Genomic DNA, 16,450 nt, shown 5'->3' with positions numbered 1-16,450 from the left:
GCTGCAAGCGGCATGCCAGCGGCGCCGGCGCCGGCGGTCGCCGGACGCGGGGCGGAACGCGGCTCTGGCCGGATTCGTCAAAGCCGGTCAAACTGTTGCAAATAAATGGCGGCTGCCGACGGATCGAGGAGTGAGACGATGGACGGCGTGGTGAACATCGATGATCTGCGCAAGCTCGCCAAGAAGCGGCTGCCCAAGATCGCCTACGACTTCATCGAGGGCGGCACCGACGACGAAGTCGGCCTCGTCACCAACGAGCAGGCGTTCCGCAAGGCGCGCATCGTGCCGCGCTACCTCGTCGACGTCTCGGTGCGCGACCAGGCCACCACCCTGTTCGGCCGGACCTATTCCAGCCCCATCGGCATCGCCCCGACCGGCCTCGCCGGCCTGTTCCGCCACGGCGCCGACCTCATGCTGGCCGAAGCGGCGCGCGACGCCAACGTGCCGTTCATCATGTCGGGTTCCAGCACCGGCTCGATCGAGGATCTCGGCAGGCTGGCGCCCGACCATGGCTGGTACCAGCTCTATTCCGCCAAGGACCAGGCCGTGTCGGAGGACATGATCAAGCGCTCGGCCGATGCCGGCCTGCGGACCCTGGTCTTCACCGTCGACGTGCCCGAGGGCTCCAACCGCGAGCGCAACACGCGCAACGGCTGGTCGCGCCCGCTCAAGCTCACCTGGAAGACCAAGTTCGAGGCGCTGCTGCACCCGGCCTGGATGATGCAGTGGTTCCGCCATGGCACGCCCTATTTCGACAACTGGGCCAAATATGCCGGTCCCGATGCGACGGCCGACAAGGTGGCCGACATGGTCGCCTACCAGAACCGCGCGCCCATGACGTGGAAGCATGTCGAGCGCTTCCGTGAACTGTGGAAGGGCAATTTCGTGCTCAAGGGGATCATGCATCCCGACGACGCGATCCGCGCCCACTCGATGGGCGTGGACGGCGTCATGGTCTCCAACCACGGCGCCCGTCAGCTCGACCTGGCGCCGTCGCCGCTCGAGGTGCTGCCGGCGATCCGCGACGCGGTTGGCGACAAGATGACGGTGATGTTCGACGGCGGCGTGCGCCGCGGCCTCGACGCCATCATCGCGCTGTGCATGGGCGCCAAGTTCGTGTTCGTCGGCCGGCCGACGCTCTACGGCGTCACGGCCGGGGGCGTGGCGGGCGCGGCCAAGGCGCTGGAGATCTTCCGGCGCGAGGTCGACATCAGCATGGCCCAGATCGGCGCCACCCGGATCGCCGATCTCGGCCCGCAGTTCATGATGTGGCAGGACGAGGAGGATCTGCGCCGCAACCGGCGCTGATCTATACTCAGGGCCAAGTTGCGCTTCGGCGCGAGGTCGCGCTTTCTCGCCAGACCGGGTTTCGTTCTGATGAGGGAGTCCAGATGCTTGCCGCTTTCGCCTCGTCGTCGCCGATCCTGGCCGGTGCCCTCGCCAGCCTGTGCGCGGGCCTGGCGACCGCGATCGGCGCGCTGCCGATCCTGTTCATCCGAAAGCCCTCCGAGCAGACGCAGGACGTCATGCTGGGCTTCGCCGCCGGCGTGATGCTGGCGGCCTCGTTCTTCTCGCTCATCATTCCCGGCATCGACGTGGCGCAGGAGCAGGGGGCGACCAAGCTGGGGGCCGTCACCCTGGTGATCGCCGGCATCCTGCTCGGGGCCGCCAGCCTGTGGCTGGTCCATCGCTACCTGCCGCACGAGCATTTCATCATGGGCCGGCAGGGACCCGACGCGCCGCGCTTCCGGCGCATCTGGCTGTTCGTCATCGCCATCACCCTGCACAACTTCCCCGAGGGGCTGGCGGTCGGCGTGGGCTTCGGCGGCGACGATCTCGGCAAGGCGGTGGCCCTGGCGATCGGGATAGGCTTGCAGAACATGCCGGAGGGGCTGGCCGTCGCTGTCGCGCTGCTGAGCCTCGACTACAGCAAGGGGCAGGTGTTCCTGGTGGCGCTGCTGACCGGGCTGGTCGAACCGATTGGCGGCCTGCTGGGGGCCGGCGCCGTCACCGTGGCGCAATCGCTGCTGCCCTGGGGCCTGGCCTATGCCGGCGGCGCCATGATCTTCGTGATCAGCGACGAGATCATCCCCGAAACCCACCGCCGCGGCTTCGAGACCCATGGCACGGTCGGCCTGATGATCGGCCTGGTGGTGATGATGTTCCTCGACGTCATGCTGGGATGAGGAGCAAAGAAAAAGCCTCCTCCGCCGGAGCAGAGGAGGCTTTCCTTAGTCGTTAGCAGTGACTTACTGCACCACCTCGAACAGGCCGGCGGCGCCCATGCCGCCGCCGATGCACATGGTCACGACGACGTTCTTGGCCTTGCGGCGACGGCCCTCGATCAGGGCGTGGCCGGTGCAGCGCGCGCCGGTCATGCCGAACGGATGGCCGATCGAGATCGAGCCGCCGTTGACGTTCAGCTTCTCGTTGGGGATGCCGAGCTTGTCGCGGCAGTACAGGACCTGCACCGCGAAGGCCTCGTTCAGCTCCCACAGGTCGATGTCGTCCATCTTGAGGCCGAACCGCTTCAGCAGCTTCGGGATCGCGTAGACCGGGCCGATGCCCATTTCGTCCGGCTCGCAGCCGGCGACGACCAGGCCCTTGTAGATGCCGAGCGGCGTCAGGCCGCGCTTGGCGGCTTCGGCATCGCTCATGATGACCGCGGCCGAAGCGCCGTCCGAGAGCTGGCTGGCATTGCCGGCGGTGATCCACTTGTCGGGACCGGCGACCGGCTGCAGCTTGGCCAGGCCCTCGAGCGTCGTGTCGGGACGGTTGCCCTCGTCCTTGGTGAGCTTCACCGTCTTGCGGGTGGTCTCGTTGGTGTTCTTGTCGGTGACCAGCATCGTGGTCTCCATCGGCACGATCTCGTCGTCGAACTTGCCGGCCTGCTGGCCTGCCGCAGTGCGCAGCTGGCTCTGCAGCGAGTACTCGTCCTGGGCCTCGCGGCTGATGCCGTAGCGCGCGGCGACCGTGTCGGCCGTCGTGATCATGGCGTGGTAGATGCCCGGCACGTGCTCCTGCACCCACGGGTTCACCAGACGGTTCTTGTTGCCGCCCGGCGGGCCCTGGACCAGCGACACCGACTCGAGGCCGCCGGCGATCATCACCGGCACCTTGTCGACCAGCACGCGCTGGGCGGCCATCGAGATGGTCTGCAGGCCCGAGGAGCAGAAGCGGTTGACGGTCACGCCCGAGACGCTGACCGGCGCGCCGGCTCGCATGGCCGAGACGCGCGCCACGTTGGAGCCCGTGGTGCCTTCCGGCGCGGCGCAGCCCAGAATCACGTCCTCGACTTCGGCCAGGTCGACCTTGGCGCGCTCGGCGGCGTGCTTGATCACGTGCGCGCCCATGTCGGCGCCGTGCGTGTCGTTGAAGATGCCGCGGAATGCCTTGCCGATCGGCGTGCGGGCGGTGGAGACGATTACTGCATCAGCCATTTTTCTTTCCTCCTCGATCGCCGCCCAGATGGCACGGCGTTGACTTCCGATAATTGTCCTCCCGAGGCCGAAGGCCGAGGGACCTTTACTGTTCCGGAAAGGTCCCTCGCTGCGCTCGGGATGACAGCGTGCTTAAACTCAGACGCTAGAGAACTTCTTGCCTTCCTGCACCAGCTTCTTGAGCAGCGGAGCAGGCTCCCAGAACGGGTCGCCGGAAGCATCGCGATACTTCAGCAGCGCGTCGTGGATGGTCTTGAGGCCGACGACATTGTCGGCCCACCACATCGGGCCGCCGCGATAGACCGGCCAGCCGTAACCGTTGACCCAGATCACGTCGATGTCGAGCGAGCGCTGGGCCATGCCCTCTTCGAGGATCTTGGCGCCCTCGTTCACCATCGGATAGAGCGCGCGCTCCAGGATCTCCTGGTCGGAAATGGCGCGGCGCGTGATGCCGAGCTTCTTCGAGGTCTCCTCGATGATCTTCTCGACCTCGGGATCGGGGATCGGCGTGCGGTCGGGCAGATTGTACTTGTAGTAGCCCGCGCCGGTCTTCTGGCCGAAGCGGCCCAGCTCGCAGATCGCGTCGGCGACGTAGCCGGTGTAGCGCACGTTGCGCTTTTCCTTCTCCTTCTTGCCCTGGCGGATGCGCCAGCCGACGTCGTTGCCGGCGAGGTCGCTCATGGCGAAGGGGCCCATCGGGAAGCCGTAGTCGTAGACCACCTTGTCGATCTGCTGAGGAAGGGCGCCTTCCTCCATCATGTAGGCCGACTGGATGCCGCGCATGCGCAGCATGCGGTTGCCGACGAAGCCTTCGCAGACGCCGACCAGGACCGGGATCTTGCCGATCTTCTTGGAGAACGACATGACCGTGGCGATGACGTCCTTCTCGGTCGCCTTGCCGCGTACGTTCTCCAGCAGCTTCATGACGTTGGCCGGCGAGAAGAAGTGCATGCCGATCACGTCGCCGGGCCGCTTCGTGTAGGAAGCGATCTGGTTGACGTCGAGGCCCGACGTGTTGGTGGCCAGGATGGCGCCGGGCTTGGCGACCTCGTCGAGCTTCTTGAAGACGGTTTCCTTGACTTCCATCGTCTCGAAAACCGCCTCGATGATGACGTCGGCATCCTTGAGGGCATTGTAGTCGAGGGTCGGCGTGATCAGCGCCATGCGCTTCTCGACATCCTCGGCCTTCATGCCGCCGCGCTTGGCGGTGTTCTCGTAGTTGGTGCGGATGGTCTTGAGGCCGCGATCCAGCGCCTCCTGGCTGGTTTCCAGCATCGTCACGGGCACGCCCGCATTGGCGAAGTTCATCGCGATGCCGCCGCCCATCGTGCCGGCGCCGATGATGCCGCCGGTCTTGATCTCGCGCTGCGGCGTGTCGGCCGGCACGTCCTTGACCTTGGCGGCCTCGCGCTCGGCGAAGAAGTAGTAGCGCTGCGCCGCGGACTCAGTCGAGGTCAGCAGCTCGGCAAACAGCTCGCGCTCGCGCTTCATGCCCTCGTCGAACGGCAGATCGACGGCGGCCTGCACGCACTTGATGATGTTCCACGGCGCCTTGAAGCCGCGTGCCTTGCGGGCAATCGACTTCTCGGTCTCGGCGAACAGCTCGGGCGATTCCAGCGTCACGCTGAGGTCGCGGACCCGGCGCAATGGCGCCTTCTGCGCCAGCAGCATCTCGGTATGCGCGATGGCGCCCTTCAGCAGGTCGCCCTCGACGATCGCATCGACGATGCCCTTGCTCTTGGCCTCGGCGGCCGGGATGTGTCGGCCCGACAGGATGGCGTCGAGCGCATACTTGGCGCCGGTGAGGCGCGGCAGGCGCTGGGTGCCACCGGCGCCCGGCAGCAGGCCGAGATGCACTTCCGGCAGGCCCATGCGCGTGGTCGGCAGGGCGACGCGATAGTGGGCGCCCAGCGCCGTCTCGAGGCCGCCGCCCAGCGGCGTGCCGTGCAGCGCCGCCACGATCAGCTTGGGCGAGTTCTCCATCGTCGCGATGACGTCGTTCAGGTTCGGGCCCGATGGCGGCTTGCCGAATTCGCGGATGTCGGCGCCGGCGATGAAGGTGCGGCCGCCGCCGATCAGCACGATGGCATCGACGTTCGAGTCCCGGCCGAACGCCTCGACGCCGTCCTTGATGCCGGCGCGTACCGCCGCGGCCAGCGCATTCACCGGCGGATTGTTGATCGTGAGGATTCCGATGCGCCCCTCTGTGGAGCGAATTACGGCGTCGGACATTGGCGGGTCTTCCCTGTCGAGGCTGTTGCTGTTGAGCCCCTCTTAGCACGGATGTCGCCATCGCAAGGCGCTCCGGGGTTTCGCTTTGCGAAGCGTCGCTCGCATCTTTCCAGGACATGAGTGTCGCGAGCTGGAGGCTACGCTTGCAGGCCCGCCACCGACAGCAGGAGCCAGCCCGCCGAATAGGCTGCGACGAAAGCGGCGAGCCAGAGGCCGGCCGCGTGTCCCGCGAATCGCTGGAGCAGGAAGCCCGCCAGGGGGATGAACTGCTGGGCATGCACGCCGAGGAAATGCGCGGGCCTTGTATCTCCGCCCGTCAGGTGCCAGCCGACGACCGGCACGCCGACGCCGACAGGGGGCTGGCTGGCGCCCAGCATGAATCCGCTGGCCGTCGCCAGCACAAAGGTGAGGACGAGCCCGACGATGACGGCCTGGGTCGCCACCGGTCGCGGGCGTTGCACGCCGTGGACGAAGATCTGCCACGCCAGGAATGCCTGCGTTCCCGTCAGCATGACTGCCGCCACTGCCATCAGGCCGAACATCGCGGCATGAAAGGCGTCGGCGGTGTTGTAGTGGGACGGGGCGCCGAGTGCGCCCTGGATGCTGATGTAGGCCACCTCGAACGCCGACGTCAGGATCACCGTCCATATCATTGCCCGGTTCGCAGGCGAGGTCCGCACGGACTCGGGCAGGAGGTCCATGAACCATGCCGTGGACAGCGAGAACAGCGCGGTGGAGGCCATGAACTTCAGGGGCTTGGCCCAGACGCCGACCTCGCGCGTCGTGCGTTCGTCGAAGGCCATGAGGACCAGCGTGGGCACCATCAGGCAGGCCATCAGCCCCGCATAGATGACGAGTGCGCGATGGCGGCGCGCGAACCCCGCGACGAGATCGCGCGATGTGTACCGGGATGCATCGAGGAGCACGAGGTTGGAGGGGGCCACGGACATCTCTTTTGTTGACGGCGTCAACCATCATTGGCTAGATTGTTGACGGCGTCAACTCCAGGGGGTGAATTTCATGATCAACCGACGCGAACCGCTCGAGGTCCGGTACGGCCCCTGGGCGCTGGTGACGGGCGCTTCGGAAGGCATCGGCAGGAGCTTTGCCGCAGCCCTCGCACAGCAGGGATTCCATCTGGTGCTGGTGGCTCGGCGGTCACATCTCCTCGAGGCCCTGGCGGACAACCTGACGCAGGCCCATGGAACGCAATGCGAAGTGCTGGCCGCGGATCTGTCTACCGCCGAGGGCGTGGCCGAGGTGCTGGATCGCACGGCACGCCATGACGTCGGCTTGGTGGTGTGCTCTGCCGGTTTCGGCACGGCCGGGTGCTTTCTCGAAGGCGATATCGGCGAGGAACTCGACATGCTGCGCGTCAACTGTGGCGCTTCGACTGCGCTGAGCTGGGGGTTCGGCCGACGTTTTAAGTCGCGGGGCCGCGGTGGCCTGATCCTGCTGAGCTCGATCGTGGCGTTCCAGGGCGTGCCACGCTCGGCCCACTACGCTGCCACCAAGTCCTACGTGCAGACACTCGCCGAAGGTCTTCGGGCCGAGTGGGCCGACCGCGGGATCGACGTTCTGGCCGTGGCACCCGGTCCTGTCGCCACGGGATTCGCCCGCCGCGCCGGGCTCACCATGGGGCGGGCGGAAAACCCCGATGTCGTGGCGGCTGAAAGTCTGAACGCCCTGGGCAGGCGTGGAACGGCAAGGCCCGGCCTGCTGGCCAAGGTGCTGGGGTATAGCCTCGCGATGACGCCGCGGTGGGGACGAATCCGCATCATGGCGATGGTTATGCGCGGAATGACCAAGCATCATGCGGCCTGACGTGGACGTCGATCCACAGCTAGGGCGATTTCGTGGCTCGGACGGCATGGCGACAGGCAGAAAAAAGTCGTTCGATCTGAAGGAAGCCTGTGTCCAGGCCGCGCGTGACGTCATCGCCGAGCAAGGCATCGAGGCCCTGAGCATGCGCGACGTCGCACGCAAACTGGGCATCTCGCATCAGGCGCCCTATCGGCACTTCGAGAGCCGCGATCACCTGCTGGCCGAAATCATGCGCCGCTGTTTCGCGGACTTTGCCGAGCACCTCGACCGCCGAAAATCCTCGGATGAAAACGGCGATCATGAAGACATGGGCAGCGCATACCTCGCATATGCGGCGCAGAAGCCCCTGGAGTACCGGCTGATGTTCGGCACGCCCTGGCCGGAACCCGCGCAGCATCCGGAACTGGTGAAGTATGCGGTGCATGCCTTCGACATTCTGCGCAACAGCCAGCGGGCGAGGTACGGTGATGGCCCGGCGCATTATGCGAAGGCCGATCTGGACGCGCTGTTCGTCTGGTCGACGCTGCATGGCATGGCCAGCATCCTGCAGGCCAATGTCATGCAGCACCTCGTGCTGGCGCCGGAGGTCCTGCCCCGTCTCAAGGCGGACCTGATGGGCAAAATCGATGCTGCGCTGGAGGCGTCTTCTCTGCCTGCACCCAAGGCAAAGAAGGCCCGGCGGAAACCGGCGAAGCGATGATGGTGGCGCACGCCATTGCCGTGGCCACCTTGATGGTCTCCCTGTCCGGGTGTTCGGCCTTCAACTATGCCGCCCCGGACAGCCCGGTTCCGGAGGTCTCGGTCGCGCCCATGACGCCGGCGCCACGGGTTGCGCTCGTGCTAGGCAGTGGTGGTCCGCGCGGCTATGCCCACATCGGCATCATGAAGGTGCTGGAGGAGGCCGGCATCGACTACGATCTTGTGGTGGGATCGAGCGCCGGGGCCCTCATCGGAGCGTTTTGGGCGAACGGCTACGACGCCGAGGAAATCGACAGGTTCGCGCAGAGCGGAGGCCCGTTCACCCTCTTCGACCTGTCCTTGTTCGCCGACAGGGGCTGGATCCGAGGCCAGCGCTTGCAGGACTACGTGAACATGCGCCTGGGCGGCAAATCGATCGAGCAGATGCCGCGACGGCTCATCGTGGCGGCCACCCGAAGGGACGACAAGGCGCCGGTCTTCTTCCGGAGCGGCAACATCGGCGTCGCCGTGCGGGCCTCCAGCGCCGTGCCCCGGATCATTTCGCCGGTCGGGATCAACGGCACGGAATTCGAGGATGCCGACGAATCCCTGCCCGTAGCGGTCAGGGCCGCGCGCCAGGCCGGCGCCCGGTTCGTGATTGCCGTCGACGTCTCGGCCAAGGCCGGGGCGGCGCCGCAGGGTACGTCGAAGGCGCTTCTGGAGCGCGATGCACGGCGTCGCAGCCGCATCGATCCGGAGCTTGCCGCCGCCGATTTTCTGATTCATCCGGACCTGGAATATGCCGCGGGACCCCGACGCACCTATTTCGTGAATGCGCAGGCCATGGGCGAACGGAGCGCCCGTGACGCCCTGCCGGCCTTGGTGAAGCGGCTCCGCCTGGCCGGCGTGAACGTGCGAGACTGATCGATCATTGCCCTAGCATCGTCGGAATCGCACCACTATATGACCTGCCGATTGAAAGTCTGGGAGGACTGAAGACAATGACGACGACCCGCCGCACCCTTCTTCGCGCCACTGCCGGCCTGGCCCTTGCCGCGCCTACGATCGTCCGCGCCCAAGCTGGTGCTTGGCCGAACAAGCCGATCACCATCGTCGTGAACTTTCCCGCCGGCGGCCTTACCGACGGCATTGCCCGGGCGTTCGGCCAGTCCGTCAGCCAGGCCACGGGTCAGCAGGTCATCATCGACAACAAGCCCGGCGCCAGCGGAAACATCGGCGCGGCCCAGGTGGCCCGCGCGCCGGCCGACGGCTACACGTTCCTGCACTCGGTCTCGAGCACGCTCATACAGAACCGGGTGATGTTCAAGACGCTGGGCTTCGATCCCGACAAGGACTTCACGATCGTGTCCGGCACTTCCTCTGGCGTGCTGCCGGTCGTCGTGCACAAGTCGCTGCCGGCCGAGGTCAAGGACATCAAGTCGTTCATCGAATACGCCAAGACGAACAAGGTGAACTTCGGCTCGTGGGCGGTCGGGTCCTCGGCGCACATCTTCGCGCAGACCCTGAACGAGAAGTACGGCCTCACCATGGAGGTCGTGACCTACAAGGGCGAGGCGCCGATGTGGCAGGACATGGGCGCGGGTCAGCTCCAGGCCGCCATGGGCAGCCCGCAGGCGATGAACGCGCTCATCGTGAAGGGCGACGTCCGCGGCATTGCGGCACCGTCGAAGGTGCGGGCGCGCGCGCTTCCCGACGTGCCGACCTCAAGGGAGCAGGGCTTCGACGACGATGCCTTCACCGTGTCGGGCTGGCTGGCGCTGGCGGCGCCGGCTGCGACGCCGAAGGACATCGTGAAGAGGATGTCCGATCTCTGGGTCGCCGCAGCCGACTCCGAGCCCGGCAAGAAGATGATGGACAGCTTCGCCCTCGTGGAGAAGCCGATGCCCCACGAGGAAGTCATGATCGACTATGAGCGACTGAAGAAGACGCTCATCCCGCGCATCGTCGCGCTGGGCATCCAGCCGGTCTGACGATCAGGCCGAGACCCGCTTCAGGGTCTCATCGAACCAGCGCGCGAGGCCGGTCATGCGGGCGTCCTCGTGCTGCTGGCCCATGAGCTGCAGGCCGACGGGCATGCCGCCGACGCTCATCAGCGGCATCGTAACGACCGGCGCGAACAGCATCGAGCTGGGCGCGTTGAACACGAAGTCGCCGGTCGGGCGCGGCGCCAGCGGCCGGCCCGGCACGTCGCCCGACCAGAGCGGGGCGGGCCCGGGACAGGCAAGCGTGATCGCCCCGTCGGCCAGTGGCGCCAGGGTCGCGTGCAGGCGTTGGGCGGTCTCGCGCGCCAGCAGCGCCATTCGATAGTCGTCGAGCGTCATCGCCTCCGCCTTGGCCAGCGTCGCCTTCGCCCGCTCGCTGACGCCCGCGGGATTGTTGTCGACGATGCCGCGCTGGCCCCAGCGATTCTCCCAGCCGGTCACGCCGCCGCAGATGGCTCGACCGTTGGCGATCGACTTCTCCAGCGCCTCGACCCAGGGATGGTCCTTGCGGAAGATCAGCTCGACTCCGGCGTCGCGCAGCTGTTTCAGAACGCCGTCGAAGGCCGTCTTGGTTGCGTCGTCCAGTTCCACCCAGCCCTCGGTCTCCAGCACGACCAAACGATTCGGCTTCACGGCCGCGGGCAGGGTGGAGGGACCCATCAGGCCGACCTCGCCGCGATCACCGCCGGCGCGCTGGGCGATCTCGATCGCGACCTGCCACATGTCCTGCAGCGAATTGGCGTGCGGACCGTGCGTACTCTGGCTGGTGGCCTGGCGCTCGCCGCGGTTGATGCCGCCCTGCGTCGGCTTCAGTGCGAAGTTTCCGCAATAGGCGGCGGGGCGGATGATCGAGCCGCCGACCTGTGTGCCGATGGCGGCCGGCACCATGTTGGCGCCCACGGCGGCGGCCGACCCGGAGGAGGAACCGCCCGGCGTGCGCGTCACATCGAACGGATTGGTGGTGGCGCCGGGATGCGAACCGCCCAGTTCGGCCGTCACCGCCTTGGCGAGGATCACCGCGCCCGCCTGGCGCAGCGCCCAAACGGCGGCATTGTCGCGCTTGGGGAAATTGCCCTTGAAGGCCTCGCAGCCCATCTGGGTGGGCATGTCCTTCGTCTCGAGCAGGTCCTTGATGGCGAGCGGCATGCCGTCGATCGAGGAGAGCGGCTTGCCCGCCTTCCAGCGCGCGCTGCTGGCGTCCGCCGCCTCGCGGGCACCGGCTTCGTTGATGGCGGTGAAAGCCTTCACCACCGGCTCGCGCGCCGCCACCGTCTCCAGGCAGCGTTCGAGATAGGCGCGCGGCGTATCGCTGCCGTCGGCGAAGTGCTTGGTGGCGTCGTGGAAGGTAAGCGGCTTGAATTCACTGTACGCGGTCATCGTCGGTCGGTCCCCTATGGAAGGGACCGACCCTAGCACGATGGTTCAGCGCACCCGATAGCGCTCTATCGCGTCGGGATCGAAGGTGAAGCCGAGGCCGGGACGGTCGGGCACGGCGACATGGCCGTCCTCGACCGCGATGGCCTCGCGGTAGAGCTTCGAGGTCCACGGCATGTATTCCAGCCAGGTCGCGTTGGCGAAGGCGCCGAGCAGGCCGATGCTCTGCTGTGTGAAGAGATGGTTGGAGATGGCGATGTCGTGCGCCGCCGCGAGATGCGCCACCTTCACGAACTCGCTGACGCCGCCGACGCGGGCGAGATCGGCCATCCAGATGTCGGCGGCGCCGTGCGCCAGCATCTCGCGGAAGCCGTAGCGCGTCGCCTCGGTCTCGCCGCTGGCGATCGGCGTGTCGAGGGCAGCCGCGACCCGGGCCGAGCCGCGATGATCGTAGGGCGCGACCGGCTCCTCGAACCAGGTGAGGTCGAACTCTTCCAGCTTGCGGCCGAGCCGGATCGCATGGTCGGCGGTGAAGCCGCGGCTGGCGTCGCACATCAGCGAGACGCGAGGGCCGATCGCCTTGCGCACGGAAGCGACCCTCTCGACGTCTTCTTCCACATGTGCCTTGCCGACGCGCATCTTCACGCCGCTGAAACCTTCGGCGACGTAGCCCGCGGCTTCCTTTGCCAACTCGTCCGGAGTGGCCGACAGCCAGAGGCCGGCGCTGGAGTAGACCGGGATGCGATCGCGCGCGGCGCCCAGCATGTGGGTGACCGACTGGCCGAGCGCCTTGCCCTTGGCGTCCCACAACGCGGTGTCGACGCCGGCGAGACCGAAGATCGTCACGCCCTTGTGGCCGAGGAAGTAGAGTTCGCGCCACATGCGGTCCCAGAAGCGCTCGGCGTAGCGGATGTCCTCGCCGACGAGGGCGGGCTTCAGGCTGTCGACCATGGCGCGCAGCACCTCGATGCGCCGTCCGCCCAGAGTGAACAGGAAGCTCTCGCCGGTGACGCCGATGTCGGTGTCGACGAAGATCAATACGGCACCAATGCGGTCGTTGCTGACGCCGCTCGAATTGCGCGTCGGCCGGTCGAGCGGCACCTCGACGAGAACGGTCCGGAGATCGGTGACGCGCATCCCTGTTTCTCCCATTGGATCACCTGGTTCGACATCGTTCCCGTCACGATAGTGTGTGACCGACGCGAGGAACCGCCTTGGAGGCAGTGACGTATCATACAATGACAGGGCAGCGAGAGAGCCGCCCTGTCGGGCTGAAGGCGAGCGCGCCGCCGTCGGTCTCATTGCTCGAATACTGCATCCAACTGGAGAGAAACCATGCTCACGCGTCATACGCTGATCGCAGTCGCCGCCCTGTCCCTTGTTGCCGTCGCGCCGGCCTTTGCCCAGACGATGGCTCCGGCCGCGTCTTCCACGCCTGCCAATCCGATGGTCGGCGGCGCGGCGATGGATGCCAAGAAGAACATCGTCGAGAATGCGGTCGCTTCGAAGGATCACACCACGCTCGTGGCCGCCCTGAAGGCTGCGGGTCTCGTCGAGACACTGCAGGGGGCGGGCCCGTTCACCGTCTTTGCGCCGACCGATGCCGCTTTCGCCAAGCTGCCGGCGGGCACCGTCGAGATGCTGGTCAAGCCCGAGAACAAGGCCAAGCTTACGAAGATACTGACCTGCCACGTCGTTGCCGCCAATGCGATGTCGCCGGCGATTGCCAAGATGATCGCGGACGACAAGGGAACGCATCCCGTCAAGACGGTCGGCGGCTGCGTGCTGCAGGCCAAGATGATGGGCGAAAAGATCACGCTCACCGACGAGAATGGCAATGTCGCCACGGTGACGATCGCCGACGTGAAGCAGTCGAACGGTGTCATCCACGTGATCGACACGGTCGTCCTGCCCAAGGGCTGAACCCCTCTTTCTTGGACGAATGGCGGCGGGGGGCTTTTCCCCGCCGCTTTCATTTGCGCTAGGGTGCCCCGCATCCATCGGCCGGCAGGTTCGTTGTCCGGCACATCGGGTGTTTTCAGGGGCAGTCCATGACCAGTAGGCGGCCGCGCATCGAGGGATTTGCGATCATTTCCAGCGAAGGCATGATCGCGGCTTCGGACGGGTCCTTCCCGGAAACCCTGAAGATCCCGGCCGACCAGAAATTCTATCAGGACTCGGTCAACCGGGCAGGCGCGGTCGCCAACGGCCGGCACTCCGCGGAAGGTGGGCCGAAGGAAGCGGCACGCCGCCGAATAGTCCTGACCCGCCGCGTCGAGCGCGTCGTGCCCGATCCCGATAATGCCAACGCCATCCTGTGGAATCCTGCCTCGGCGCCGTTCGAGGAGGCTTGGATGAAGCTAAATGTCGATGATGGAACGCTGGCGGTGGTCGGTGGCACCGACGTGTTCGGCCTGTTCCTCAACATCGGCTACGATACGTTTTTCCTGACGCGTACCGATGCCAGCGTGCCGCGAGGCCGGCCGGTCTTCCCGGGCGTCGGCAAGAATGCAACGCCGGAGGAAGTCCTCGCCAAGCACGGCATGGTCCTGCGCGCGACCCGCATGCTCGACCCCGCGACCAACACGCGGCTCGAGGAGTGGGTGCCGAAGGGTTAACCCGATCGTCCTGAGCGCCGCGAAGGACCTGACGGATCGAGCAATGGACTCCGTGGCGAATGTGAGATCCTTCGCTCCGCTCGGGATGACAAGAACCTAGAATCGAGCTCCAGCCCATCGTAAGCCGCTTCGAGTGCGATCTCTGAGCCCCGGCCCGGTGCTCATGGCGCCTGCTCCAGGCTTGAGACGATGTTGGTGAGCGTGGTGCGGCGCATGTCGCGCACTTCGGTGGAGTTGAAGCGGCGGGCGCGGTGCATGGTGGCGCGGTTGTCCCACATCACCAGGTCGAAGGGTCGCCAGACATGGGCATAGACGAACCGGCGCTGCGTGGCGTGCTCGGTGAGATCGCGCAGGAAGGCGCGCGCCTCGGGCATCGGCCAGCCCTCGATGCCGCCGGCATGGCTCGCCAGATAAAGCGACAGGCGGCCGGAGCCCGGATGGCGGCGCACCAGGCGCTGGCGTACCGGTGCCCACTTCACGCGCTCGGCCTCGGTGAAATCCTCGAAGCCCAGCATGCCGCGCGAATAGATCTGGCTGTGCAGGCAAATCAGGTCCTGGACCTCGCGCTTGGTCGCCTCGTCGAGCGCATCGTAGGCCGCGCGCATGTCGGCGAATTCGGTGTTGCCGCCGGCCGACGGGATGGTACGGGCCGACAGGAGGGAATAGAGGGCCGGCACATCCTTGAACGAACTGTCGGAATGCCAGAGCTGGTTGCCGAGGCTGAACAGACGGCGGCGATCGTCGCGCGCCAGCACGTTGCCGTGGCGGTCGAGGTTCGAGATGTCGTTCAGGTCCATGCTCATGCGCCGTTCCTCGGGCGGCATGATGTCCCCGGTCGCCTGTTCGAGCGGCCCGAGCTGGCGGCTGAAGGCCAGCTGGCTCTCGTCGTCGAGATGCTGGTCGCGGAACACCAGCACGCCGTAGTGGTTCATCCCGTCATGGATGAAGGCGACTTCCGCGTCGCTCAGGCGCTGGGTGAGATCGATGCCTGACACCTCGCCGGCGAAGAACGGGCGGTTCTGTGGATCGATCGGGTGAATGGCTTTGCTCATGGTGGGAAGAGGCTAGCGCGCTTGGGAACGGCCGGCGAGGCGGATGGACTGAATTTTGCTAACCTTGCTCGCAATGCAGCATGACATTCCGGCCACGCCGCGCCGCAACATAAGCAAGGCGGAACTCTTCTTCGGCTTCCTCAAGATCGGCCTGCTGGGCTTCGGCGGCGTGGCGCCGTGGGCCCGCCACATCATCGTCGAGGAGCGGCGCTGGCTCAGCGATCGGGAGTTCGCCGAGATCCTGGGCATCGGCCAGGTCCTGCCCGGGCCCAACACGATCAACGCCGCCGTCATCATCGGCGACCGGAACCAGGGGATCGTCGGCGTCCTGCTCTGCCTCGTGGGGCAGATGGCGATGCCGCTGGTCATCGTAACCGCGCTGGCAATCGTCTACGAACGCGTCGCCACGATCCCCGAGGTGGGGGCGGCGTTGATCGGGGCGGCAGCGGCCTCCGCTGGCCTCGTTCTGGGCACGGCGCTCAAGATGATCCGCAACATCCGGCCGACGCCGCTCTCCTATGTCATCGGTGCCGCGGGCTTTGCGGCGATCGGCCTGCTGCGCTGGCCGCTCGTGGCCGTGGTCCTCGTGCTGGTGCCGACCGCCATCGCCGCGACCTGGTGGGAGCGCCGCAAGTGACCGGTGTGCTGGCCGAGCTGGCGCGGACTTTCGCGCTGCTGTCGCTGGTCTCGATCGGCGGCGTGAATGCGCTGCTGCCCGAGATCCATCGCCAGGTCGTCGACATCCACGGCTGGATGACCGATGCGACGTTCGCAAGCGCTTTCGCCATCGCCAATGCCTCGCCCGGCCCCAACGTGATCTTCGTCAGCCTGATCGGCTGGCAGGTCGCGGGTCTGCCGGGCCTGCTGGTGGCGACATTCGCTCTGCTGATCCCGTCGAGCGTGCTCGCCTATTTCGCCGGTCGTGTGCTCACGCGCTGGTCGCATCATCCGGCCGTCGCGGTGCTGCGCGACGCATTGATACCCGTCGCGCTCGGCATGATGCTGGCCTCGGGCCTCTCGATGATGCGCACCGTGGACCGCGACGCCGTCACCGTTCTGATCAGCCTCGCCACGACCGTCTTCGTCTATACGACACGGCGCAATCCCCTGTGGGCGCTGGGCAGCGGCGCGATCGTCAACGTGGCGGCGCTGCATGTTTTGTGACTAGGAGCCGTTTAAGGCATTCCGTCATCCTGAGCGAAGTCGCCCGCAGGGCGGCGCAGTCGAAG

At 66.6% G+C, this 16,450-nt stretch carries 16 protein-coding genes; 10 read left to right on the top strand and 6 right to left on the bottom strand.

The features are described from left to right. Window positions 1-138 precede the first annotated feature (138 nt). Both Q7V45_RS19030 and Q7V45_RS19025 read left to right on the top strand, forming a co-directional pair. The gene (locus tag Q7V45_RS19030; protein WP_304854918.1) at window positions 139-1,308 is read left to right on the top strand and encodes an alpha-hydroxy acid oxidase; all 1,170 of its coding nucleotides are present in this window, start codon (window positions 139-141) and stop codon (window positions 1,306-1,308) included. Between the two features lie 83 nt (window positions 1,309-1,391). Next, the gene (locus Q7V45_RS19025) at window positions 1,392-2,186 is read left to right on the top strand and encodes a ZIP family metal transporter (RefSeq protein ID WP_304854916.1); all 795 of its coding nucleotides are present in this window, start codon (window positions 1,392-1,394) and stop codon (window positions 2,184-2,186) included. 63 nt (window positions 2,187-2,249) lie between these two features. Here the strand turns inward: Q7V45_RS19025 and Q7V45_RS19020 are convergent, their stop codons facing one another. The 3 genes from Q7V45_RS19020 to Q7V45_RS19010 form a co-directional block, all read right to left on the bottom strand. Further along, a complete protein-coding gene (locus tag Q7V45_RS19020) occupies window positions 2,250-3,440 on the bottom strand; it encodes an acetyl-CoA C-acyltransferase (protein WP_304854913.1) in 1,191 nt (396 codons plus the stop codon). Window positions 3,441-3,578: 138 nt separating this feature from the next. Continuing rightward, a complete protein-coding gene (locus Q7V45_RS19015) occupies window positions 3,579-5,672 on the bottom strand; it encodes a 3-hydroxyacyl-CoA dehydrogenase NAD-binding domain-containing protein (protein WP_304854910.1) in 2,094 nt (697 codons plus the stop codon). 137 nt (window positions 5,673-5,809) lie between these two features. Continuing rightward, window positions 5,810-6,616, bottom strand: a complete 807-nt coding sequence (locus Q7V45_RS19010) for a hypothetical protein (RefSeq protein WP_304854909.1) — start codon at window positions 6,614-6,616, stop codon at window positions 5,810-5,812. 76 nt (window positions 6,617-6,692) lie between these two features. Between Q7V45_RS19010 and Q7V45_RS19005 the strand changes: the two genes are divergently transcribed. The 4 genes from Q7V45_RS19005 to Q7V45_RS18990 all read left to right on the top strand — a co-directional run bounded on the left by Q7V45_RS19005 (window position 6,693) and on the right by Q7V45_RS18990 (window position 10,165). After that, the gene (locus Q7V45_RS19005; RefSeq protein WP_304854906.1) at window positions 6,693-7,496 is read left to right on the top strand and encodes an SDR family oxidoreductase; all 804 of its coding nucleotides are present in this window, start codon (window positions 6,693-6,695) and stop codon (window positions 7,494-7,496) included. 1 nt (window position 7,497) lies between these two features. Next, entirely contained in the window at window positions 7,498-8,196 is a 699-nt protein-coding gene (locus Q7V45_RS19000; protein WP_304854905.1) for a TetR/AcrR family transcriptional regulator, read from the top strand. Continuing rightward, complete coding sequence (locus tag Q7V45_RS18995; RefSeq protein ID WP_304854903.1) at window positions 8,193-9,098, top strand: patatin-like phospholipase family protein; 906 nt, start codon at window positions 8,193-8,195, stop codon at window positions 9,096-9,098. Before Q7V45_RS19000 ends, Q7V45_RS18995 begins: the two co-directional genes overlap by 4 nt. A 77-nt stretch (window positions 9,099-9,175) precedes the next feature. Continuing rightward, window positions 9,176-10,165 carry a tripartite tricarboxylate transporter substrate binding protein gene (locus Q7V45_RS18990; protein ID WP_304854902.1) on the top strand — a complete coding sequence of 330 codons (990 nt, stop codon included), beginning with the start codon at window positions 9,176-9,178 and terminating at the stop codon, window positions 10,163-10,165. A gap of 3 nt (window positions 10,166-10,168) precedes the next feature. Here the strand turns inward: Q7V45_RS18990 and Q7V45_RS18985 are convergent, their stop codons facing one another. Then, window positions 10,169-11,554: an amidase gene (locus Q7V45_RS18985; RefSeq protein ID WP_304854901.1), complete on the bottom strand. Its 1,386-nt coding sequence runs from the start codon at window positions 11,552-11,554 to the stop codon at window positions 10,169-10,171. A 45-nt stretch (window positions 11,555-11,599) separates the two neighbouring features. After that, window positions 11,600-12,688, bottom strand: coding sequence for a mandelate racemase/muconate lactonizing enzyme family protein (locus Q7V45_RS18980; protein WP_304854899.1), 1,089 nt, complete (start codon window positions 12,686-12,688; stop codon window positions 11,600-11,602). Between the two features lie 198 nt (window positions 12,689-12,886). Between Q7V45_RS18980 and Q7V45_RS18975 the strand changes: the two genes are divergently transcribed. After that, window positions 12,887-13,474 carry a fasciclin domain-containing protein gene (locus Q7V45_RS18975; RefSeq protein ID WP_370692628.1) on the top strand — a complete coding sequence of 196 codons (588 nt, stop codon included), beginning with the start codon at window positions 12,887-12,889 and terminating at the stop codon, window positions 13,472-13,474. A gap of 128 nt (window positions 13,475-13,602) precedes the next feature. Then, window positions 13,603-14,169, top strand: a complete 567-nt coding sequence (locus Q7V45_RS18970) for a dihydrofolate reductase family protein (protein WP_304854897.1) — start codon at window positions 13,603-13,605, stop codon at window positions 14,167-14,169. Window positions 14,170-14,330: 161 nt separating this feature from the next. On the opposite strand, the gene Q7V45_RS18965 is transcribed toward Q7V45_RS18970, so the two are convergent. Continuing rightward, window positions 14,331-15,221, bottom strand: coding sequence for a TauD/TfdA family dioxygenase (locus tag Q7V45_RS18965; RefSeq protein ID WP_304854896.1), 891 nt, complete (start codon window positions 15,219-15,221; stop codon window positions 14,331-14,333). Between the two features lie 73 nt (window positions 15,222-15,294). Here Q7V45_RS18965 and Q7V45_RS18960 point away from each other — a divergent pair, with 73 nt between their 5' ends. Further along, window positions 15,295-15,858: a chromate transporter gene (locus Q7V45_RS18960; RefSeq protein ID WP_304854962.1), complete on the top strand. Its 564-nt coding sequence runs from the start codon at window positions 15,295-15,297 to the stop codon at window positions 15,856-15,858. Beyond that, window positions 15,855-16,385 (top strand): chromate transporter, encoded by a 531-nt coding sequence (locus tag Q7V45_RS18955; protein WP_304854894.1) that lies wholly within the window; start codon window positions 15,855-15,857, stop codon window positions 16,383-16,385. Before Q7V45_RS18960 ends, Q7V45_RS18955 begins: the two co-directional genes overlap by 4 nt. Window positions 16,386-16,450: the final 65 nt, after the last annotated feature.

This window comes from Reyranella sp., from assembly GCF_030651995.1.
Lineage (GTDB): Bacteria > Pseudomonadota > Alphaproteobacteria > Reyranellales > Reyranellaceae > Reyranella.
Note: the sequence above shows the minus strand (reverse complement) of the source record. Positions and strands in the feature narration are given on the sequence as shown.

Bases quoted from the DNA above. Each gene is read 5' to 3' on its own strand.
- Q7V45_RS19015 (WP_304854910.1), bottom strand. From the start codon at position 5,672: ATGTCCGACGCCGTAATTCGCTCCACAGAGGGGCGCATCGGAATCCTC.
- Q7V45_RS18960 (WP_304854962.1), top strand. From the start codon at position 15,295: ATGCAGCATGACATTCCGGCCACGCCGCGCCGCAACATAAGCAAGGCG.
- Q7V45_RS19005 (WP_304854906.1), top strand. From the start codon at position 6,693: ATGATCAACCGACGCGAACCGCTCGAGGTCCGGTACGGCCCCTGGGCG.
- Q7V45_RS18980 (WP_304854899.1), bottom strand. From the start codon at position 12,688: ATGCGCGTCACCGATCTCCGGACCGTTCTCGTCGAGGTGCCGCTCGAC.
- Q7V45_RS18970 (WP_304854897.1), top strand. From the start codon at position 13,603: ATGACCAGTAGGCGGCCGCGCATCGAGGGATTTGCGATCATTTCCAGC.
- Q7V45_RS18965 (WP_304854896.1), bottom strand. From the start codon at position 15,221: ATGAGCAAAGCCATTCACCCGATCGATCCACAGAACCGCCCGTTCTTC.
- Q7V45_RS18985 (WP_304854901.1), bottom strand. From the start codon at position 11,554: ATGACCGCGTACAGTGAATTCAAGCCGCTTACCTTCCACGACGCCACC.
- Q7V45_RS18995 (WP_304854903.1), top strand. From the start codon at position 8,193: ATGATGGTGGCGCACGCCATTGCCGTGGCCACCTTGATGGTCTCCCTG.
- Q7V45_RS19020 (WP_304854913.1), bottom strand. From the start codon at position 3,440: ATGGCTGATGCAGTAATCGTCTCCACCGCCCGCACGCCGATCGGCAAG.
- Q7V45_RS18975 (WP_370692628.1), top strand. From the start codon at position 12,887: ATGCTCACGCGTCATACGCTGATCGCAGTCGCCGCCCTGTCCCTTGTT.
- Q7V45_RS18990 (WP_304854902.1), top strand. From the start codon at position 9,176: ATGACGACGACCCGCCGCACCCTTCTTCGCGCCACTGCCGGCCTGGCC.
- Q7V45_RS19025 (WP_304854916.1), top strand. From the start codon at position 1,392: ATGCTTGCCGCTTTCGCCTCGTCGTCGCCGATCCTGGCCGGTGCCCTC.
- Q7V45_RS19030 (WP_304854918.1), top strand. From the start codon at position 139: ATGGACGGCGTGGTGAACATCGATGATCTGCGCAAGCTCGCCAAGAAG.